This is a genomic window from Atopobium deltae, assembly GCF_001552785.1.
Taxonomy (GTDB): Bacteria; Actinomycetota; Coriobacteriia; order Coriobacteriales; family Atopobiaceae; genus Atopobium; species Atopobium deltae.
In genome coordinates this window covers 46,167-61,500 of the sequence record NZ_KQ959484.1, presented here as the reverse complement: position 1 = coordinate 61,500, position 15,334 = coordinate 46,167, and the positions used below count along the sequence as shown (strand labels likewise).

Annotated in this window: 13 protein-coding genes and 1 tRNA gene; 8 read left to right on the top strand and 6 right to left on the bottom strand. The window is 53.7% G+C overall.

The genetic code is table 11. The features are described 5' to 3' along the window. The 6 genes from HMPREF3192_RS00770 to HMPREF3192_RS00745 all read right to left on the bottom strand — a co-directional run bounded on the left by HMPREF3192_RS00770 (window position 1) and on the right by HMPREF3192_RS00745 (window position 6,608). Window positions 1-1,428, bottom strand: a complete 1,428-nt coding sequence (locus tag HMPREF3192_RS00770; RefSeq protein WP_066304510.1) for a shikimate kinase — start codon at window positions 1,426-1,428, stop codon at window positions 1-3. After that, the gene (locus HMPREF3192_RS00765) at window positions 1,428-2,612 is read right to left on the bottom strand and encodes a bifunctional chorismate mutase/prephenate dehydratase (RefSeq protein WP_066304509.1); all 1,185 of its coding nucleotides are present in this window, start codon (window positions 2,610-2,612) and stop codon (window positions 1,428-1,430) included. Before HMPREF3192_RS00765 ends, HMPREF3192_RS00770 begins: the two co-directional genes overlap by 1 nt. Window positions 2,613-2,696: 84 nt before the next feature. Continuing rightward, window positions 2,697-3,821: a chorismate synthase gene (aroC, locus tag HMPREF3192_RS00760; protein ID WP_066304508.1), complete on the bottom strand. Its 1,125-nt coding sequence runs from the start codon at window positions 3,819-3,821 to the stop codon at window positions 2,697-2,699. A gap of 11 nt (window positions 3,822-3,832) precedes the next feature. After that, a complete protein-coding gene (aroA, locus tag HMPREF3192_RS00755; RefSeq protein WP_066304506.1) occupies window positions 3,833-5,155 on the bottom strand; it encodes a 3-phosphoshikimate 1-carboxyvinyltransferase in 1,323 nt (440 codons plus the stop codon). Between the two features lie 35 nt (window positions 5,156-5,190). Then, entirely contained in the window at window positions 5,191-6,348 is a 1,158-nt protein-coding gene (aroB, locus tag HMPREF3192_RS00750; RefSeq protein WP_082715510.1) for a 3-dehydroquinate synthase, read from the bottom strand. Next, a complete protein-coding gene (locus HMPREF3192_RS00745; protein WP_066304504.1) occupies window positions 6,348-6,608 on the bottom strand; it encodes a hypothetical protein in 261 nt (86 codons plus the stop codon). The genes aroB and HMPREF3192_RS00745 overlap by 1 nt, the downstream gene beginning before the upstream one ends. Window positions 6,609-6,861: 253 nt before the next feature. Here HMPREF3192_RS00745 and HMPREF3192_RS00740 point away from each other — a divergent pair. The 8 genes from HMPREF3192_RS00740 to mrdA all read left to right on the top strand — a co-directional run bounded on the left by HMPREF3192_RS00740 (window position 6,862) and on the right by mrdA (window position 15,270). After that, a tRNA-Arg gene (locus HMPREF3192_RS00740) sits at window positions 6,862-6,937 on the top strand. A gap of 70 nt (window positions 6,938-7,007) precedes the next feature. After that, a complete protein-coding gene (locus HMPREF3192_RS00735) occupies window positions 7,008-8,282 on the top strand; it encodes a zinc ribbon domain-containing protein (RefSeq protein ID WP_269447669.1) in 1,275 nt (424 codons plus the stop codon). A 110-nt stretch (window positions 8,283-8,392) separates the two neighbouring features. Continuing rightward, the gene (locus tag HMPREF3192_RS00730; RefSeq protein ID WP_066304500.1) at window positions 8,393-8,941 is read left to right on the top strand and encodes a peptidylprolyl isomerase; all 549 of its coding nucleotides are present in this window, start codon (window positions 8,393-8,395) and stop codon (window positions 8,939-8,941) included. Between the two features lie 117 nt (window positions 8,942-9,058). Next, window positions 9,059-10,513: a tetratricopeptide repeat protein gene (locus HMPREF3192_RS00725; protein ID WP_066304498.1), complete on the top strand. Its 1,455-nt coding sequence runs from the start codon at window positions 9,059-9,061 to the stop codon at window positions 10,511-10,513. 56 nt (window positions 10,514-10,569) lie between these two features. Continuing rightward, a complete protein-coding gene (mreB, locus tag HMPREF3192_RS00720; RefSeq protein WP_066304494.1) occupies window positions 10,570-11,616 on the top strand; it encodes a rod shape-determining protein in 1,047 nt (348 codons plus the stop codon). A gap of 26 nt (window positions 11,617-11,642) precedes the next feature. Beyond that, window positions 11,643-12,587 carry a rod shape-determining protein MreC gene (gene mreC, locus HMPREF3192_RS00715; protein ID WP_066304493.1) on the top strand — a complete coding sequence of 315 codons (945 nt, stop codon included), beginning with the start codon at window positions 11,643-11,645 and terminating at the stop codon, window positions 12,585-12,587. A 14-nt stretch (window positions 12,588-12,601) separates the two neighbouring features. Further along, entirely contained in the window at window positions 12,602-13,222 is a 621-nt protein-coding gene (gene mreD, locus HMPREF3192_RS00710) for a rod shape-determining protein MreD (protein WP_066304492.1), read from the top strand. An 8-nt stretch (window positions 13,223-13,230) separates the two neighbouring features. Then, window positions 13,231-15,270 (top strand): penicillin-binding protein 2, encoded by a 2,040-nt coding sequence (gene mrdA / locus HMPREF3192_RS00705; RefSeq protein ID WP_066304491.1) that lies wholly within the window; start codon window positions 13,231-13,233, stop codon window positions 15,268-15,270. Window positions 15,271-15,334: the final 64 nt, after the last annotated feature.

The window sequence follows — 15,334 nt, the reverse complement described above, 5'->3', positions numbered from 1 at the left end:
TTACGATAAGCTGAGCGTATCGATAATGGTTTGCGTAGCTGTAGCAGGAGAGCTTGGATTGTGAATGCTTATGTCGGCCCACTGCTGGTAAAGGGGCATGCGCGCCTGTTGCAACGCCTGTAGGCTTTGCGCTTGCGTGATGGGTCGATTTTCGCAGCTTAGAGCCTTAAGTGGGCGATTGAGCATGACGATTGTGGCATTTTGCTTCAGGAGCTCATAGTTTTTGTGACGGCATACAACCCCGCCACCGCACGAAAGTATTTGTCCAGATTTTTTGGCATATACCTGCAGAACTTCGGTTTCGCGCGCTCTAAAAGCGGCTTCTGTGTGTTTGCGTATAAAATCGGCTGGTGTGGTGCCTACAATTTGCGTAAAAGCGTCATCCAGATCAATAAAAGGGCGCCCAAGGCGTTGGGCGAGGAGCTGTCCTGTGGTTGTTTTGCCCACACCCGGCATACCGATAAGCGCCACGTTTTGCATACGTTGCGCAAGATTATGCACGATACGGTCGATGCAAGTGGTATCAATTTCCTTGTGCAAAAAGAGTTGCGCGGCGGCCCACGCCTGTGCTGCGAGCATGCGTAGGCCGTTGGCATAAACCTTATGGCAGGCGAGGGCGTCCTGACCCAAGCGGGTAATTTGCGGATTGTAAATGCTATCGATAACGGCTTTCACGCTCTCGAGTGCCTCGAATTGCGTGTGGCTTAGGGGGCTGGCTTCGGTATTTGGATACATGCCGACGGGCGTCGCATTGACAAGAAGCACGGCGTCGCGGTGGCGTTGACTGAGCGATTCGTAGCTGTCGTAGCGTACGGGGGAGTTGGCTGTCTGTGCTGCGCAACTAGACTTCGGTGGGTTTCTCGATATGATGACGACCTGCGCTTGGAGCTGCTCAAGCACATAGCGGATGGCTTTTGAGGCGCCACCGCTTCCTAGCACGAGCACCTTTTTGTGTGCCACGAGTGTTCGAGCATCGGGAAGGCCCAGCTGCTGTGTACAGACATGCTTCAAGAGCTGTAAAAATCCAAGCGCATCGGTGTTGTGAGCAACGATACGACCCTTCTCGTCCTTTACAAGGGTGTTGGCAGCTCCAATGTGCTTCATCGCATCAGAGCAGCTGTCTGCGAGGCGCGCGACTTGTTGCTTGTAGGGGATGGTGACATTCAGGCCGCGCCAGTGTTCGTGACGAATAAACTGTTCGAGCTGGTCGGACTGAAGTTCATAGAGGGCATAGGGAGCGCTGCCGAGCTGCTGATGGATTTCGGGCGACCAGCTATGCCCCAGTGTTTTGCCGAGAAGACCGTAGGGGGTTGTGGGCTTCGGTGCTTGTGGCGCGGGTGCAGGCGCTGCTGGCGTGTTCGTGGCCTGCGGCGCTTGTGGCGCAGGCGTGGGCTTCGGCGATTTTCTCGGTAGATTTGAGCTAGGCATTAGAGTAACTCCGCGTAACTGCCCAGGTAGCGAAACTCCTCGCAGGTATCCTGTAGTGTGTCGAGCAGGATGCTGAATTGCGGGGAGGCTACGGGGCACTCGATGTCGAAGTAGAACATGAATTCAAAGTTTTTGTGGGGGATAGGGCGGCTTTCGAGCTTGCAAATATTGATGTCGAGGGCATAAAAACGCGAAAGTGTCTTGTACAGGGTTCCTGGCTCATGGCCGAGCACGAGCATCAATGAACTGTGATCAGCCCCTGGATAGATTTCGAGCTTTTTGCTTATGCAGGCAAAACGCGTGTAATTGTTGTCAGTATCCTGCACATCTTTTTGCAGCGCTACCAGGCCATACAGCCCAGCGCAGCTTCTGCTCGAAAGCGCGGCCACGCAATCGCGTGGGTCATCGGCAACCTTTTGTGCCGCGACGGCGGTATTCTCGCACACATGTACCGTGATCTCTTTGTGCTGATCCAAAAATGCCGAGCACTGTGCAATGGCCTGCGGATGGCTATAAATGTGACGCACATCGGCGAGTTTGGTCGAGGGCTTAGCAAGGACGCAGTGGTCAATCTTAAGGCGCAAGGTGCGCACAATATGAAAGTCGTAGCGCATCATCAAATCGTAAACCTTGGTGACCGAGCCTGCGGTAGAGTTTTCAAGAGGGATGACACCGTAGCGACTAAATCCCTGGTCAACGGCATTAAAAACGCCCTCAAAGGTGGTAAAAAACGAGATATTGGGTCGCTTAAAAAGGCGATCGGCGGCGAGTTGCGAATAGGCGCCCTCGACACCTTGGCAGGCGATTAAGGCATCGGTGGGAAAGAGCGCCCCCGTGTGTGCCTGCGCTTGATCGATGCGCGTGTGCATGCTTTGTGATGACGCTTGGAGCTGCAGGTGTTCGCTCGTGCGCGCCGTCTCCATAAGCAAGGAAAAGAGGACCAAACTCGAACTCTTAAGCTCAGCTGGAGTTTGAGATGCAATGTATGTCAGCTTTTCTCGTTCGCGTTTGCGATCAAGAATGGGCAGCTTGTGAGCCTTTTTGCAGGCCGAGACCTCATGAATACATTGCATGCGTTGCAAGAAGAGGTCGAGAATACCGTCGTCGATCTCGTCAATACGTTTGCGTATATGGTTGAGGTCGAGTGTAGGGTTTGCGTCGGGTGTGTTGTCTACATCTGCCATAAGGTTAACCTTACTGTTGAACTTGAGTCTTTTACATCGGTTTGCGTTGTTTGCTCGTGTGCTATCATCTACGAAGAGATGGCGCTACGCGACAGGAAAACTTAGCAGCTGATCGAGCACTACGAGTGCCGTTGTCGCTTCAAGAACAGGCACTGCACGAGGCACAATGCAGGGGTCATGCCGCCCGACAATCTCGAGGTTTGCGAGTTCATTGCAGCTCATATCAACCGAGTGTTGTGGACGCGCGATGGATGAAGTTGGCTTGACTGCAATGCGGAAGAGCAATGGCGCGCCTGTGGTAATACCACCAAGATTTCCTCCAGCATTATTGCTCACACAGCACGGTTTACCATCATGAATGGTGTAGGCATCATTGTGTTCAGACCCATGCATGCGAGCAGCGGCAAAGCCTCGACCAAATTCGATGCCTTTTACCGCACCAATACCAAAGACCGCGCGTGCCAAGGCCGATTCGATCCCATCGAACAAAGGTCCACCAATACCAGCGGGAATACCCGTGGTTACGCATTCAATGATGCCCCCCACGGAATCCTGCTCCTCTTTAACCTGTGCAATCGCTTGCCGCATAGCTTGGTCTGCGTCTTTGTTGAGGACTGGAAGCTGGGTCGCAGGTAGCTGTGCGAGAAGTTCCATTTGCTGTGTAAGAAGTTCGGTCTTCTCGGCACTCGTGTTATAGGCTTCAAAGGGTGTATCGGCAATGCCCATAATCTCTTGGATGTGTGCTGCCACATGAATGCCATAGCGCTCGTCCAGAAGCTGCAGCGCTATGCCTCCTGCGATGCATAACCCCGCCGTTAAACGGCCAGAAAAATGCCCGCCACCTGCAACGTCTTGATATCCATGCCACTTCATCTGCGCCGTAAAGTCAGCGTGACCAGGGCGCGGAATGCGCTTGAGGGTTTCGTAATCCTGCGAGCGCGTGTTGGTATTCTCGATAAGCCCACACAAAGGTGCTCCACAGGTCTGACCTGCAGGGTTTAAGCCCGAAACAATGCGCAGCTTGTCGGCTTCCTTGCGCGGCGTTGCCCAGGCGGAGTGACCTGGCGCGCGGCGTTGCATAAAAGCGTCAAGACGGGCCTGGTCAACGCTAAAACCAACGGGAAGCCCTTCGACCACCACACCGACAGCGGCAGAGTGAGATTGCCCAAAGAGGGCAACGCGTATGGTGGAACCAAAATTCGATGCCATGGTGTAAACTCCTACGACTCGTCGATGACGTGCACTTGTCCGCCCAGCGCCTGATAATCCTCAAAGAACTGCGGATACGATTTACTGACGCACGAAGCATTTTTGATAATAACGTCTTGCATACAACGAGTCGCCGCAATAGCAGTCATCATTGCGATGCGATGATCATGCGCCGCGTCAACCACACCACCTGTGAGCTGCGGCACTCCTTGAATTACAAGGCTGTCATCCACGATGCGAATGTCAGCGCCCAAAGCCGTGAGCCCCGCGCACACGGTTTGCAAACGATCCGACTCTTTAATGCGCAGGCGTGCTGCGCCGCTAATGGTTGTAGTGCCTTCACCGACAGAGGCAACCACCGCCAAAGGAGGTACCAAATCGGGAAAGTGTGCCACGTCAATATCACAGGCACTAATGTGATCATGCACGGCTGTTGCCTGGTGTTTTTTGCGAGAAATGCGTGTGCCAAAGCGGGCAAGCGCTGCCATAATGGCGCGATCGCCCTGAGCACTCGTGAGATTAAGACCATCAACGGTGAGACCGCTGCCGCCAACGGCGCCTGCACAAAGCCAGAAGGCCGCATTAGACCAATCGCCTTCGACCGAAACCTCCTCGCAGGAACAAAAACATGCATCTTTGTCGACGGTATAGACCACGACGGGGTTCTTGTCAGCATCGAGCTCTTCTGTTTCTTGCACGATTACCCCAAACTGCTTCATGGCTTGCAGCGTGAGCTGGATATACGGGCGTGATTCGACGGGCTTCGTCACTACCACACGCACCTCTTCCTTGAGCAAAGGCGCTGCCATGAGCAGGCCACTGATGTACTGCGAGGAAATATTGCCAGGCATATAAAACGTTTGGGGGCGTATCGAACCTGCTACGACCAGCGGATTATTACCTTGTGGGCTTAAACGTGCGCCCGCCAGCACCAACTGTTCGTACAAGGGCGATAAGGGCCGCTTTGGAAGCTTACCCTGCATATACAGGGCGGCGGGGGTCCCGAGTGCGCAGACAACAGGAAGCATAAAGCGCAGGGTAGAGCCTGATTCATTGCAGTACAGCTGCGCGGTTGGATGCCAGAGGTGGCGTGCAAGGCCGTGAGGGCGCTTTAAGGGGATGACGCGAAAGCCCGTTTTGGTTTGCGTAATGCGCGCTCCGAGCGCTCGCAAGCAGCTCACCGTTGCCATAATGTCGTCGGATGTGTGGGCGCAGTCAATGACGCAGGGCTTATCGGCCAGCGCCGCACACACAAGTAGGCGATGCGCGATCGATTTAGAGGCAATGGCACAAACGGTGCCAGCAAGCGGTTGTGGGGTTATGCGTACGTCCATAGTGCTTTCCTTTGTTGTGCGTTATACGTTGTGCATTATGCGTTTGTGCTGCTGGGTGCGCTCGCACTCAAACAGCCCTTGTCTATAACTTGTTTAAGTATATCGGTACCGACGGTTTTTATTGTCACGTGGCCAATCTTGGTGGGCACAACCAGATGAGCCTTGTCAGAGAGGCGCTTTTTGTCTCGACAGGCATAGGTAAAGAGCACGTCGTGATCCAGCGCTGTGTCCGTGGGAAGTCCGTGAGCGGCCACGACTGTCTCGATAGTGTCTAGCAGCTGTGGTGTGCACCAACCCAAGCCCACGGCTCCGCGAACCATGCAGCATAGGCCCGCTGCAACGCAACTTCCATGTCCCAATTCAAAATGGCTGGCTGCCTCAATAGCATGTCCGATGGTGTGCCCCAGATTGAGCACTTGCCGCAGACCCTCTTCGGTCTCGTCAGCTTGGACGACGTCTCGCTTGATCGTAATATTGCGTGCGATGATGTCGATAAGTTCATCGTGCGTGTAATTATGTTGCGTCAGCGCTTTGGCGCTGAGCTGCGAGAAGAGCGTCGGGTCGGCAAGTACGGCATGCTTGATGACTTCGCCGCAGCTATCCCGAAAAAGCTCAGCAGAAAGGGTATCCAAGCAGCTCACATCTGCAATGACGGCGCGCGGTTGCAAAAAGACGCCAGCTAGGTTTTTACCTGCTTCAAGGTCAATAGCCGTTTTGCCGCCCACCGAAGAATCAACCATAGCAAGCAGTGACGTGGGCATCTGGATAACATCAATGCCACGCAAATAGAGCCCCGCCGCAAGTCCTGCAATGTCGCCTACCACGCCGCCGCCCAAGGCAACCACCACGTCCTTGCGAGAAAGCCCTGCTTGTGCAAGACCTTCAAGCAGATCCGAAAGCGTATTGATGCGTTTAGAGGCCTCACCTGCGGCAAAGTTGTGTGTATATACGGTAAAGCCTGCGGCAACCAGGCTCTTCTCGACAGTTGCTGCATACAGCGGCTCTACGTTCGTGTCACTTACCAGATACGCCTTTGTTGCATCGGCTGAGCGAACGCTCTCGCGCACGAGTTTGCCCGCGTGTTCAAGGATGTGTGCACCAATAAACACCGTATAGCTGGCCGAAGTCGCTTGCACGTCAATGATGCGTGTATGTGTTCCTACCTGCACCCCAGAAATCTTCACATCGCTCATTATTGCGCCTCAGCCTCTCTTTTTAGACGATTGCCCTCGGCAAGCAGCGCCTGCAAACTATGCGCATCACCTGCATCGATCGCATCTTTATACGCCTGTAGATTGTCGATAAGCATCGCAATCTCGTGCGACAGATTGTCAGCATTTGCCAAAAACAGCTCGTACCACATGGGCGCATTAAGACGGCCACGCGTGTTAGATCTTTGTAGGATCCTGCCGAGAAGCCCGACGGTGTTTGGTACATAGCTGGTATTTGTCATTATGCTCGCTTTTACATCATATGCGCTTCTTGTGCTTAACTCATACGTAACCATTCGATAATACCCTTGATTTTATCGTCAGATGCGTTGATATGGTTATCGTATACGTTGATGAAACATTTTTACTGAGCCTGCTATGGAAATCACGGTATACTAAAGCTTACGGACTACGGAAGTATCAGTTGTGTCTTAATGACTGCGGTCAATCCGTGGTTGACGATAGTCGGTCGTGGTCGACGGCATTGGCCGAGATGCCCTCATAGCTCAGTGGATAGAGCGTTCGCCTCCGGAGCGAAAGGTCGTGGGTTCGATCCCCACTGAGGGCACCAAATAAGGTGTTACCAGGTAAGCTTTTGCCAGGTAGGTTTACCAGGTAGGTTAGTTTTGCGGAGGTTTCCCGTGATTTGCCCATTCTGTGGCACACATATTGTGCAGGCAAGTCTACGTTGCCCTGCCTGCCACGCAAAAATGGATCCTACTATGTCGTTTCCTTCGTTAGAGCTGCGCTATTGCAAAAGCTGCGGTGCTCTTCTCGAGGTAAACGAAACCACCTGCCATGCCTGTGGTATGCCCTCTTTGCCAAAGCCAAAACCAGTAGAAGTGTCACCTGTTACAACATCTGCAAGTTCGAGTCCTAGCTCCGCGCCAGCTTCTCAAGCTCAAGCTGAGCTTGAAGATGCCTTCCGTAAAGCAGAATTGGTGCATCGTGCCCAGCGAGCACAACAGATTAACCAGCTCCCACAGATAGATGACGTTTTGCAAGGCGCAGAGACCCAAAACGCTGACCATCAATACGAAGATGAACTGCAGCAAGACGAGCAAATTCCGCAAACATTCCCGCAAACGATTCCGCAGACGCTCCCGCGCGTCGAAGCCGCCCCACAGCTTGAAGACGACTTCAATACCAAGGCAGACCTCGATCTGGATGAGCCCATCAGCGAAGCCGAGGTCACGCATGCTATTCCGCGTATCGAATCCGCGCTGCCTTCAAGCTCCGATAATGGCTATGCCTTCGAAAGGCTCCCGCACCTGCGTGCAGTCTTTATTGCCGCGGCAGCAGCGGTTGCACTTATTGGCGGGTTTATTATGATGCTGTGGCATCCCTGGAATCCCGATGTCTTTCGTCCCCGCAATCAGGTCGAAATGGATACTACCAAGGCTGGCTTTCCCGGGGTTAAACATAAACTAAAGGGTCAGGATACGCAGCCTGCGGCTCCCACCAATCCAGCCACTGCGGACGAGACCACCAAAAAGAAGCTGCAAGAGTGCTACAAAAAGCTTGGCACCCTCGCGAAAAAAATTGATGATCACGGCAATAGCTTTGACTCGGTTGCCTACAGTTCCGATACGCAAAGCATCCGCAAGCAGACCGAAGCCGCAAACGCCTTGGCTTATGAGGCTAGTAACCTGATCAACGAGATCAAAACCTTGGATACGACGACGGGCACCTATGTGCAGCAGATTAAGGACCTGTTAACCCTGGGCAGTTACCTGCGCAATCGTTGTGACGCCTACGTAAAGGCGTGGAAGCTCGTGCGTAAGTCCAATAATGTGCAAGCACAAAAAGATAAAATCGATGCCATTCTCCACGGCAACAACGGTGGGGGAGGTCAAGATGGCTACAAGGCATTGTTTGACGAGAATTACGAGAGTATGAACCCTGCAACTTCGTAAGCATCGTGATGTTTTCAAGGTCAGTATATGAAGGGGTACCCTTGCCTGGGGTAGTGCTGGTACACTAGTTCAGATAGGTTTAAACGAGTAGAGCGTTGGAAGGAAATGACGTGGGCTTTTTCTCGGATCCGTTATATACGCCTGAATATGTTTTACAGGGCGACGAGTATGCCGTCTTTACTACGAACAAAGGCGTTATTCGTGTAAAGCTCGATACCCAAGGCGCACCCATTCACGCCGCCAATTTTTGCGAACTTGCAAGCTCGGGATTTTATGATGATCTGAAGTTTCATCGTTATGTTCCGGGCTTTGTCATTCAGGGTGGCTGTCCCAACACGCGTGATATGACGAGTGACGATGTGGCAAAGGGTCGTGCAGGCGCCGATGGCATGCCTGGCACGGGAGGTCCTGGTTACAGCATTAAGCACGAGTACGGCACCAATCCTTCCAACCTTCATAATGATGGAGCCCTTGCAATGGCACGGTCTTCTCATCCCGATTCTGCTGGTTCGCAATTTTATTTTTGCCTTGGACCACAGCATGGGCTGGATAGCGGTTACACCGTTTTTGGGCAAACCGTCGAAGGTTTTGACGTGATTGCATCTCTGCGTGCCGGAGATGTGATTGAGTCTATTCGTATTGAGCATGGTGCAGCATAAGGTGCACGCACACAGTGCCAACACGTCCGCCTGTACACCCGCACACGCAACGCATACGGTGTACGCAGATGATGGTGTAGCATACACTATGTAGGCACAATACCTAAAAGGAGCGCTATGGATCAGCAAGCATATAAAACAGCGCGCGAGGCGTATCAAAAAGGGGATTGGACCTCAGTTGTTCTCGCGCTGCCAGCGGTAAAAAATTCCGATGAGCTATTTGGTGCAGCAGATCACCTTAAGGGTAATGCCCTCATGAAACTCGGTCGTTTTGATGAGGCAGCCGCCGCCTATTCCGACGCCTTGCGTGACGAGGCGTACGGCAAGCGTGGTGCGCTGTACTGCAACCAGGGCCGTGCCTTTATGGCAGCGTCGCGCTTTCAGGAGGCCGTGGCAGTTTTGAACTTGGCTTTGCAGGACACCGCTTACAAGACGCCCTATAAAGCCCAGCTCGCGCTTGGTGCCGCACACCTGCGTCTTGGCAATGTGCGTGAGGCGGGCATTGCTTTTCGTAATGCTGCTATCGATGAGGCAAACCCTAATCCTGCCGATGCCCTGACTAGCTTGGGTTCGTGCTTTATGCAACTTGGTCGTCCCATCGATGCCATTGAGGCCTATCGCACCGCCCTTGATTTCTCGACGCCTCTGGCGAATCAAAATGCTATTTATGCGCAGCTCGGAGATGCCTACGTTGCCGCTAACCGCATGTCCGAGGCGCTTGACGCCTTCAATAATGCCACTGCCGATAAGACCCTGACCTTGACGCCTTCTCAGCAGGCAGCCTACGAGGCAGCACAAAAGGCGATGACAGCGATCACCAATCGTCAACCGTCCGAGACCGACGCGCTTTTGCAGGCAGCAGGTTACGGTGGTACGGGATCCTATGATCCGCTCGATCCGCTGGGTAAATCAGGCGAAATGATGCCTTCCCCCGAGGATACGGGCTTTTTCTCGGTCAGCGAAAGTGAGCTTATTGCTGCCGAGAAGGACAACAAAAAGGTGCGCCGTAAGCACCGCCACTGGGGCCGAAAGATTCTTATCACCTTGTTTGTGCTTCTTCTGCTCGCTGCGGCGGCTGGGTGCTTTGCCTTCTACAAGGGCTATGGTTACCCCACACAGGAAAGCATCGCGACACAGCTCTTCTCGTCTCCTGTTTCTGAAGAGAAGATCAAGCCTTTGCTAGCGACTGCGCTGTCGGATGATGCGCGTAACGAGATCATGGCGCTTCTCCCCGAAAGCTCCAAGGTGTCTATCTCTGGTGTTGATCGCTCGATGAGCTCCAGTAAGGTGCACCTGACGGCTACCTTGCCGCAAGGTGGAACGCAGGACTTCATTGTTGAGTTTGTGCGCGATGGCATTTCGTGGAAGGTCAGCGCTGTGAAGCCGCAGTACGCTTCTGAACTCAAGAACTCGAGCGCAATTTCGTCGAATTCGAGCAGCTCGTCCGAGGCGGAGTCGTCTTCTGAAGCGGGCTCCTCGCAGCAGGGAGGCTCCTCCGACGCAGGTTCGCCGTCACAGGGTGGCTCCTCGCAGCAGGGTGGCACGTCTGATGCGAGCTCTTCTTCACGCTAGCTTTTGTCGTAATAGTAGTAGGTTTGTTGTTGTAACTCGCATGAAGGATACCAGATATGTCCTTTTTTGATTCGTTATTTGGTGAATATGGTGGCGATCTCGCCATTGACCTTGGCACCGCAAACACCCTCGTGTCGGTGCGCGGACAGGGCATCGTCCTCAACGAGCCCTCTGTTGTTGCCATCGATAAAGATGCTGAGCGCGTTCTGGCCGTCGGCTCTGACGCGAAGCGCATGGTTGGTCGTACCCCTGGTTCCATCACGGCTGTGCGCCCCCTCAAAGATGGTGTTATCGCCGACTTTGACGTGACCGAAGTTATGCTCCGTTATTTTATCGAGAAGGCCCGTGGTTCTCGTCATTACCCCTGGTCGCCACGCCCGCGTGTGGTCGTGTGCGTTCCCTCGGGTGTTACTTCTGTCGAGAAGCGCGCAGTGTTTGAGGCCACTATTTCGGCGGGTGCTCGTCAGGCCTACCTGATTGAAGAGCCCATGGCCGCAGCTATTGGTGCCGATTTGCCCATCGAGGACCCAACAGGTTCGATGGTTGTCGACATCGGCGGCGGTACCACCGAAGTCGCCGTTATTTCTATGGGCGGCATCGTGGTGTCGCAATCCATCCGCACAGCGGGCGACGAGTTTGACCAAACCATTCTTGAGCATGTACGTGATGCCTACAATCTTTCGATTGGTGAGCGCACCGCCGAAGACATTAAAATCAAGGTTGGCTCAGCCGCGCCTTTGCGAGAAGAGCTTGACGTCGAGGTCAACGGTCGCGATGTCATTAACGGCCTTCCAAAGTCGGTGCGTATTGAGTCCGAGGAGATTCGCCGCGCGCTGGATCGTCCCTTAGACGAGGTGACCAAAGCTGTAAAAGATGCACTGGACGTGACCCCGCCTGATCTTGCCAGTGACCTGATGTATTACGGCATTTTGCTTACGGGCGGCGGCGGCTTGCTGCGTGGTTTGGATTCTCGTTTGCGTGACGAGACGGGCGTGCCTGTCAACGTGAGCCCAACAGCGCTCGAGAATGTCGTCAATGGTTGCGCACGCGTCCTTGATGCGAATGCCCTGTCGGGTGGATTTATTCAAACTGCAGGCAAATAACAATCGCGCAAGGTGGACTTTCGCGTATGGTGAGTTTCTCGCGTACAAAAGGCGTCGGCAGCGTCAAAACATTCAAGCATATAAAACATGGTGGTGCTGGTGCTTCTGGCAGCGGCGCATCGGGTCGTGTAACCATAGTGTTATGTGTCATTTCGCTTATCGTTTTTACCTTAAGCGCTCGTGAAGCGCCGCAAGGCCCCATACACACGACTAAAGCATTTCTCAGTGTTGCGACCACACCCGTGCGCCAGGTTGGTGCGTTTATCTGTTCTCCGTTTACGGGACTTTCTCGTGTGTTTACCAATATTACGGCGAGCGAGAATACTCTCAGTGAGCTGCAGCAGGAAAACGCAACACTGCGCGCGCAAAACGCGCAGCTCGTGGAGGCAAAAAAATCCGCCGATCGCCTGCAAGATCTTCTCAAACTCAAGAGTGCCTACAAATTGCAATCTCTTGCGGCGCATGTCATTTCGAGCTCGACCGATTCCTGGACGTCGACCATTACGATCGATAAGGGCTCTACCTCGGGCTTAAGCGTTGGGATGCCTGTCACTGATTCGACGGCTGTGATTGGGCAAATTTCTTCGGTGGGGCCAAACTCTGCAACGGTGCGACTCGTAAGCGATGAGTCATCGTCAGTGTCGGCCATGATTCAATCAAGTCGAGCGCAGGGTATGTTGGTGGGCTCGGCCGACGGAAGTCTGCGCATGACGCTCGTGTCGGTCGATCAAAGTGTTTCGGTGGGTGATACCGTTGTAACCAGCGGTTTGGGTGGCGTTTACCCCAAAGGCCTTCCTTTGGGCACTGTTTCGTCTGTCGAGAAGAGCGCCAATGGCAATTACTATGACATTGCCGTCAAGCCAATTTCTTCGAATGGCTCCTTTGAGGAAGTGCTCGTGGTTACGGCTGTGAGCGACGAGCAACATGCCAGTGCCGAAGAGGTACAGGCTGCTGATGGACGCAAATCCTAAAGGAGGTGTAAGCGTTGCAGGTACATGATACAAACAAAAATCGTAGAAGGCTGATTATCGCTGCTCTTCTCTGCATAGTGCTGCACCTGGTGTTTGCGCCTCATATTGGCATTTTTGCAGCACGCATCAACGTGTGCTTGCTGGTCGGTCTGTGGTGTTCGTTGCATATTGGTGGCACCACCAGCGTGGTTGCGGGTTTTTGCTTTGGGCTTTTGTATGACCTTACGACTTCAGGCCCCGTTGGACTTATGGCTTTTGAGTTGACGCTGTTGAGTTTTGCCTTTGGCTCGCAAGAGCAAAACAAGCTCTCGTCATCGCAGAGCATTCTCATTCAAAAAAGTGCACTTGCTATTGTCCTCGTTGAGCTTATCTATAGCCTCGTACTGTTGATGCTGGGACATACTCACGATATCGTGGGGCTCCTTCTGTGGCGCACCCTGCCCGCAATCCTTATGGAAGTGCTTGTATTTGCGCTGGTCGTAGTAGGTATTTTCTCCAGAATAAGCTCGTCGGCAGCCTTCTTTAGCGCCAAAATTTCTTCGACAAAAACCTTGCATCGTGGTGGTCAGGGCCTGTCCTCCAAGGGTGCATCCCCGAAGGGCTCGTCCAAATTCTCATTGGGCAAGAAACTGTAGGGGCAGCTATGTCACTTGCCTCCATCATTGTCACCATCATCATATGCTCGCTCGTCATCTTAGGGCTTATCGCGCTATTCATCATGCATGGCTCAAACACGCGCTTTACCTTCGATATTGGCGGTCAAGCGCCGCACGCCTCAGGCGGGCAGGACCAGTCGTCCGAAAAAGGCTTCAAGACCCGCCTGTACGGGCTGTCGCTCTTCTCGGGCGGCATTTTTGCTGCCCTTCTCGCCAAGCTCTGGAGCATGCAGCTGGTATCCTCAACGGAGTACACCAAGCTGGCCGAAAAGAACCGCACACGCTCCATTGCCACGCCAGCACAACGCGGGCGCATTTTGGATCGTAATGGCGTTGAGCTCGTCACCAATCGTTCGTCATTGACGGTGGTTGCAAAAAGCGATGTGCTCAATAACGACGTAACGCTGCAGCTTTTGGCCAATCTGTTGGGTATGCCTAAGATCGCGGTCAAGCGCAAAATTCAAGATACCTCGGCAGGCGCACAAAGCCTGCGTGTGGTTGCGACTGACGTCAGCCGTCAAGTGGTGGCCTATCTGGGCGAACATGCTGACTTTTTTGAGGGTGTGTCGGTCGAGGATCGCTCGGTGCGCACCTATCCGCAGGGCAGCCTTGCCGCGCACGTGCTTGGCTACACGGGTGCTGTTACCCAAGATCTTATCGATAAGGTCGACAAAAAAGATTCCAGCGCGCCGCACTACGAGCTCGGCGATATTGTGGGTCAGTCGGGCATTGAGTATCAGTACGAGTCGGTGTTGCAGGGCGTTCACGGCGAGCAAAAGGTCTACGTCGATGCTCGCGGCAAAGTTATTGACTACTCAACATCGGTCGCCGCTATTCCTGGTTCCGACATCACGCTAACCATCGATGCCACCATTCAAGCGGGTGCCGAGAAGGGCCTCGCGCATGCCATCGAGCGCTCTCGTCAACGGGGCAATAAGGATTGCAAGGCGGGTGCCGTGGTGGTTATGGACGTTACCAATGGGGAAGTGCTTGCGATGGCAAGTGCTCCCACCTACGACCCCAGTGTGTTTATCGGTGGTATTTCGAACGATGACTGGGCCGAGCTGTCCGATAAAAATCACGCGTATCCCCTCATGAATCGCGCGGTCGATGGTGCTTACATGGCAGCGTCAACTATCAAGCCTTTTATTGCCCTGTCGGCGCTCGATAATGGCATTGCCAGCGAGGATTCTGGTTACAACTGCTCTGGTTTTTGGACTGGCTTTGGCAAAGCCGCAGGTCAGTATTGTTGGAACCATCGCGGCCACGGCTATATGACCCTGCAAAAAGGTATTACGTTTTCGTGCGACGTCGTCTTTTACGAGATTGGAAAAAAGTTTTGGCAGGCCGACGAGACGCATAAATGGGGCATGCAAACCACCATGAAAAACTGGGGCCTCGGTGCCAAAACTCAGATTGACCTTCCGCACGAGCAGCAGGGTCGCGTTCCCGATCCGCAGTGGAAATACTCATTTTATAACTCTGCTGCCGAGGGGGATCGTCGCTGGAAAGGTGGCGATAATACCAACCTCGCGATCGGCCAAGGCGACCTGTTGGTCACACCGATCCAGCTTGCAAGCGCCTACATGGGCGTAGCAAATAGAGGCACCATCTACAAGCCTCACCTGCTCAAAAGCGTGCAGTCGCATTCGGGTTCTGGCACGATTTTGCAGTCCAAGACCAAAGTGCGCCTGGAAGTAAAGCAAACAGACGCGCAGTATGCGCTATTACAGCGCGCGCTCGAGGGCGTCATTTACGAAGAGGATCGCTCCTTTGCATCGCACTTCACAAACCTTCCCGTGCGTGTCGCAGGCAAAACGGGTACGGGCGAGCGCAAGGGCGAGGACCCCACGGGTTGGCTGTGTGCTTTTGCTCCTGCCGATAAACCCAAGTATGTTGTTGCAGCAGTTGTCGAGAAGGGCGGCTTTGGTGCAACGTCTGCCATGTATGCCGTTCGTGATACGCTGGGAGCTATCTACGGCGTTCCCGACACCGCGTCAGGAGACAATGATGTTAGCTTGCACTAGTACGTGTCTGGGGGCTGCGATCTACTTGAGCGTGAATGCTGTGTCCTGCAGGGCCTTGGTCGCA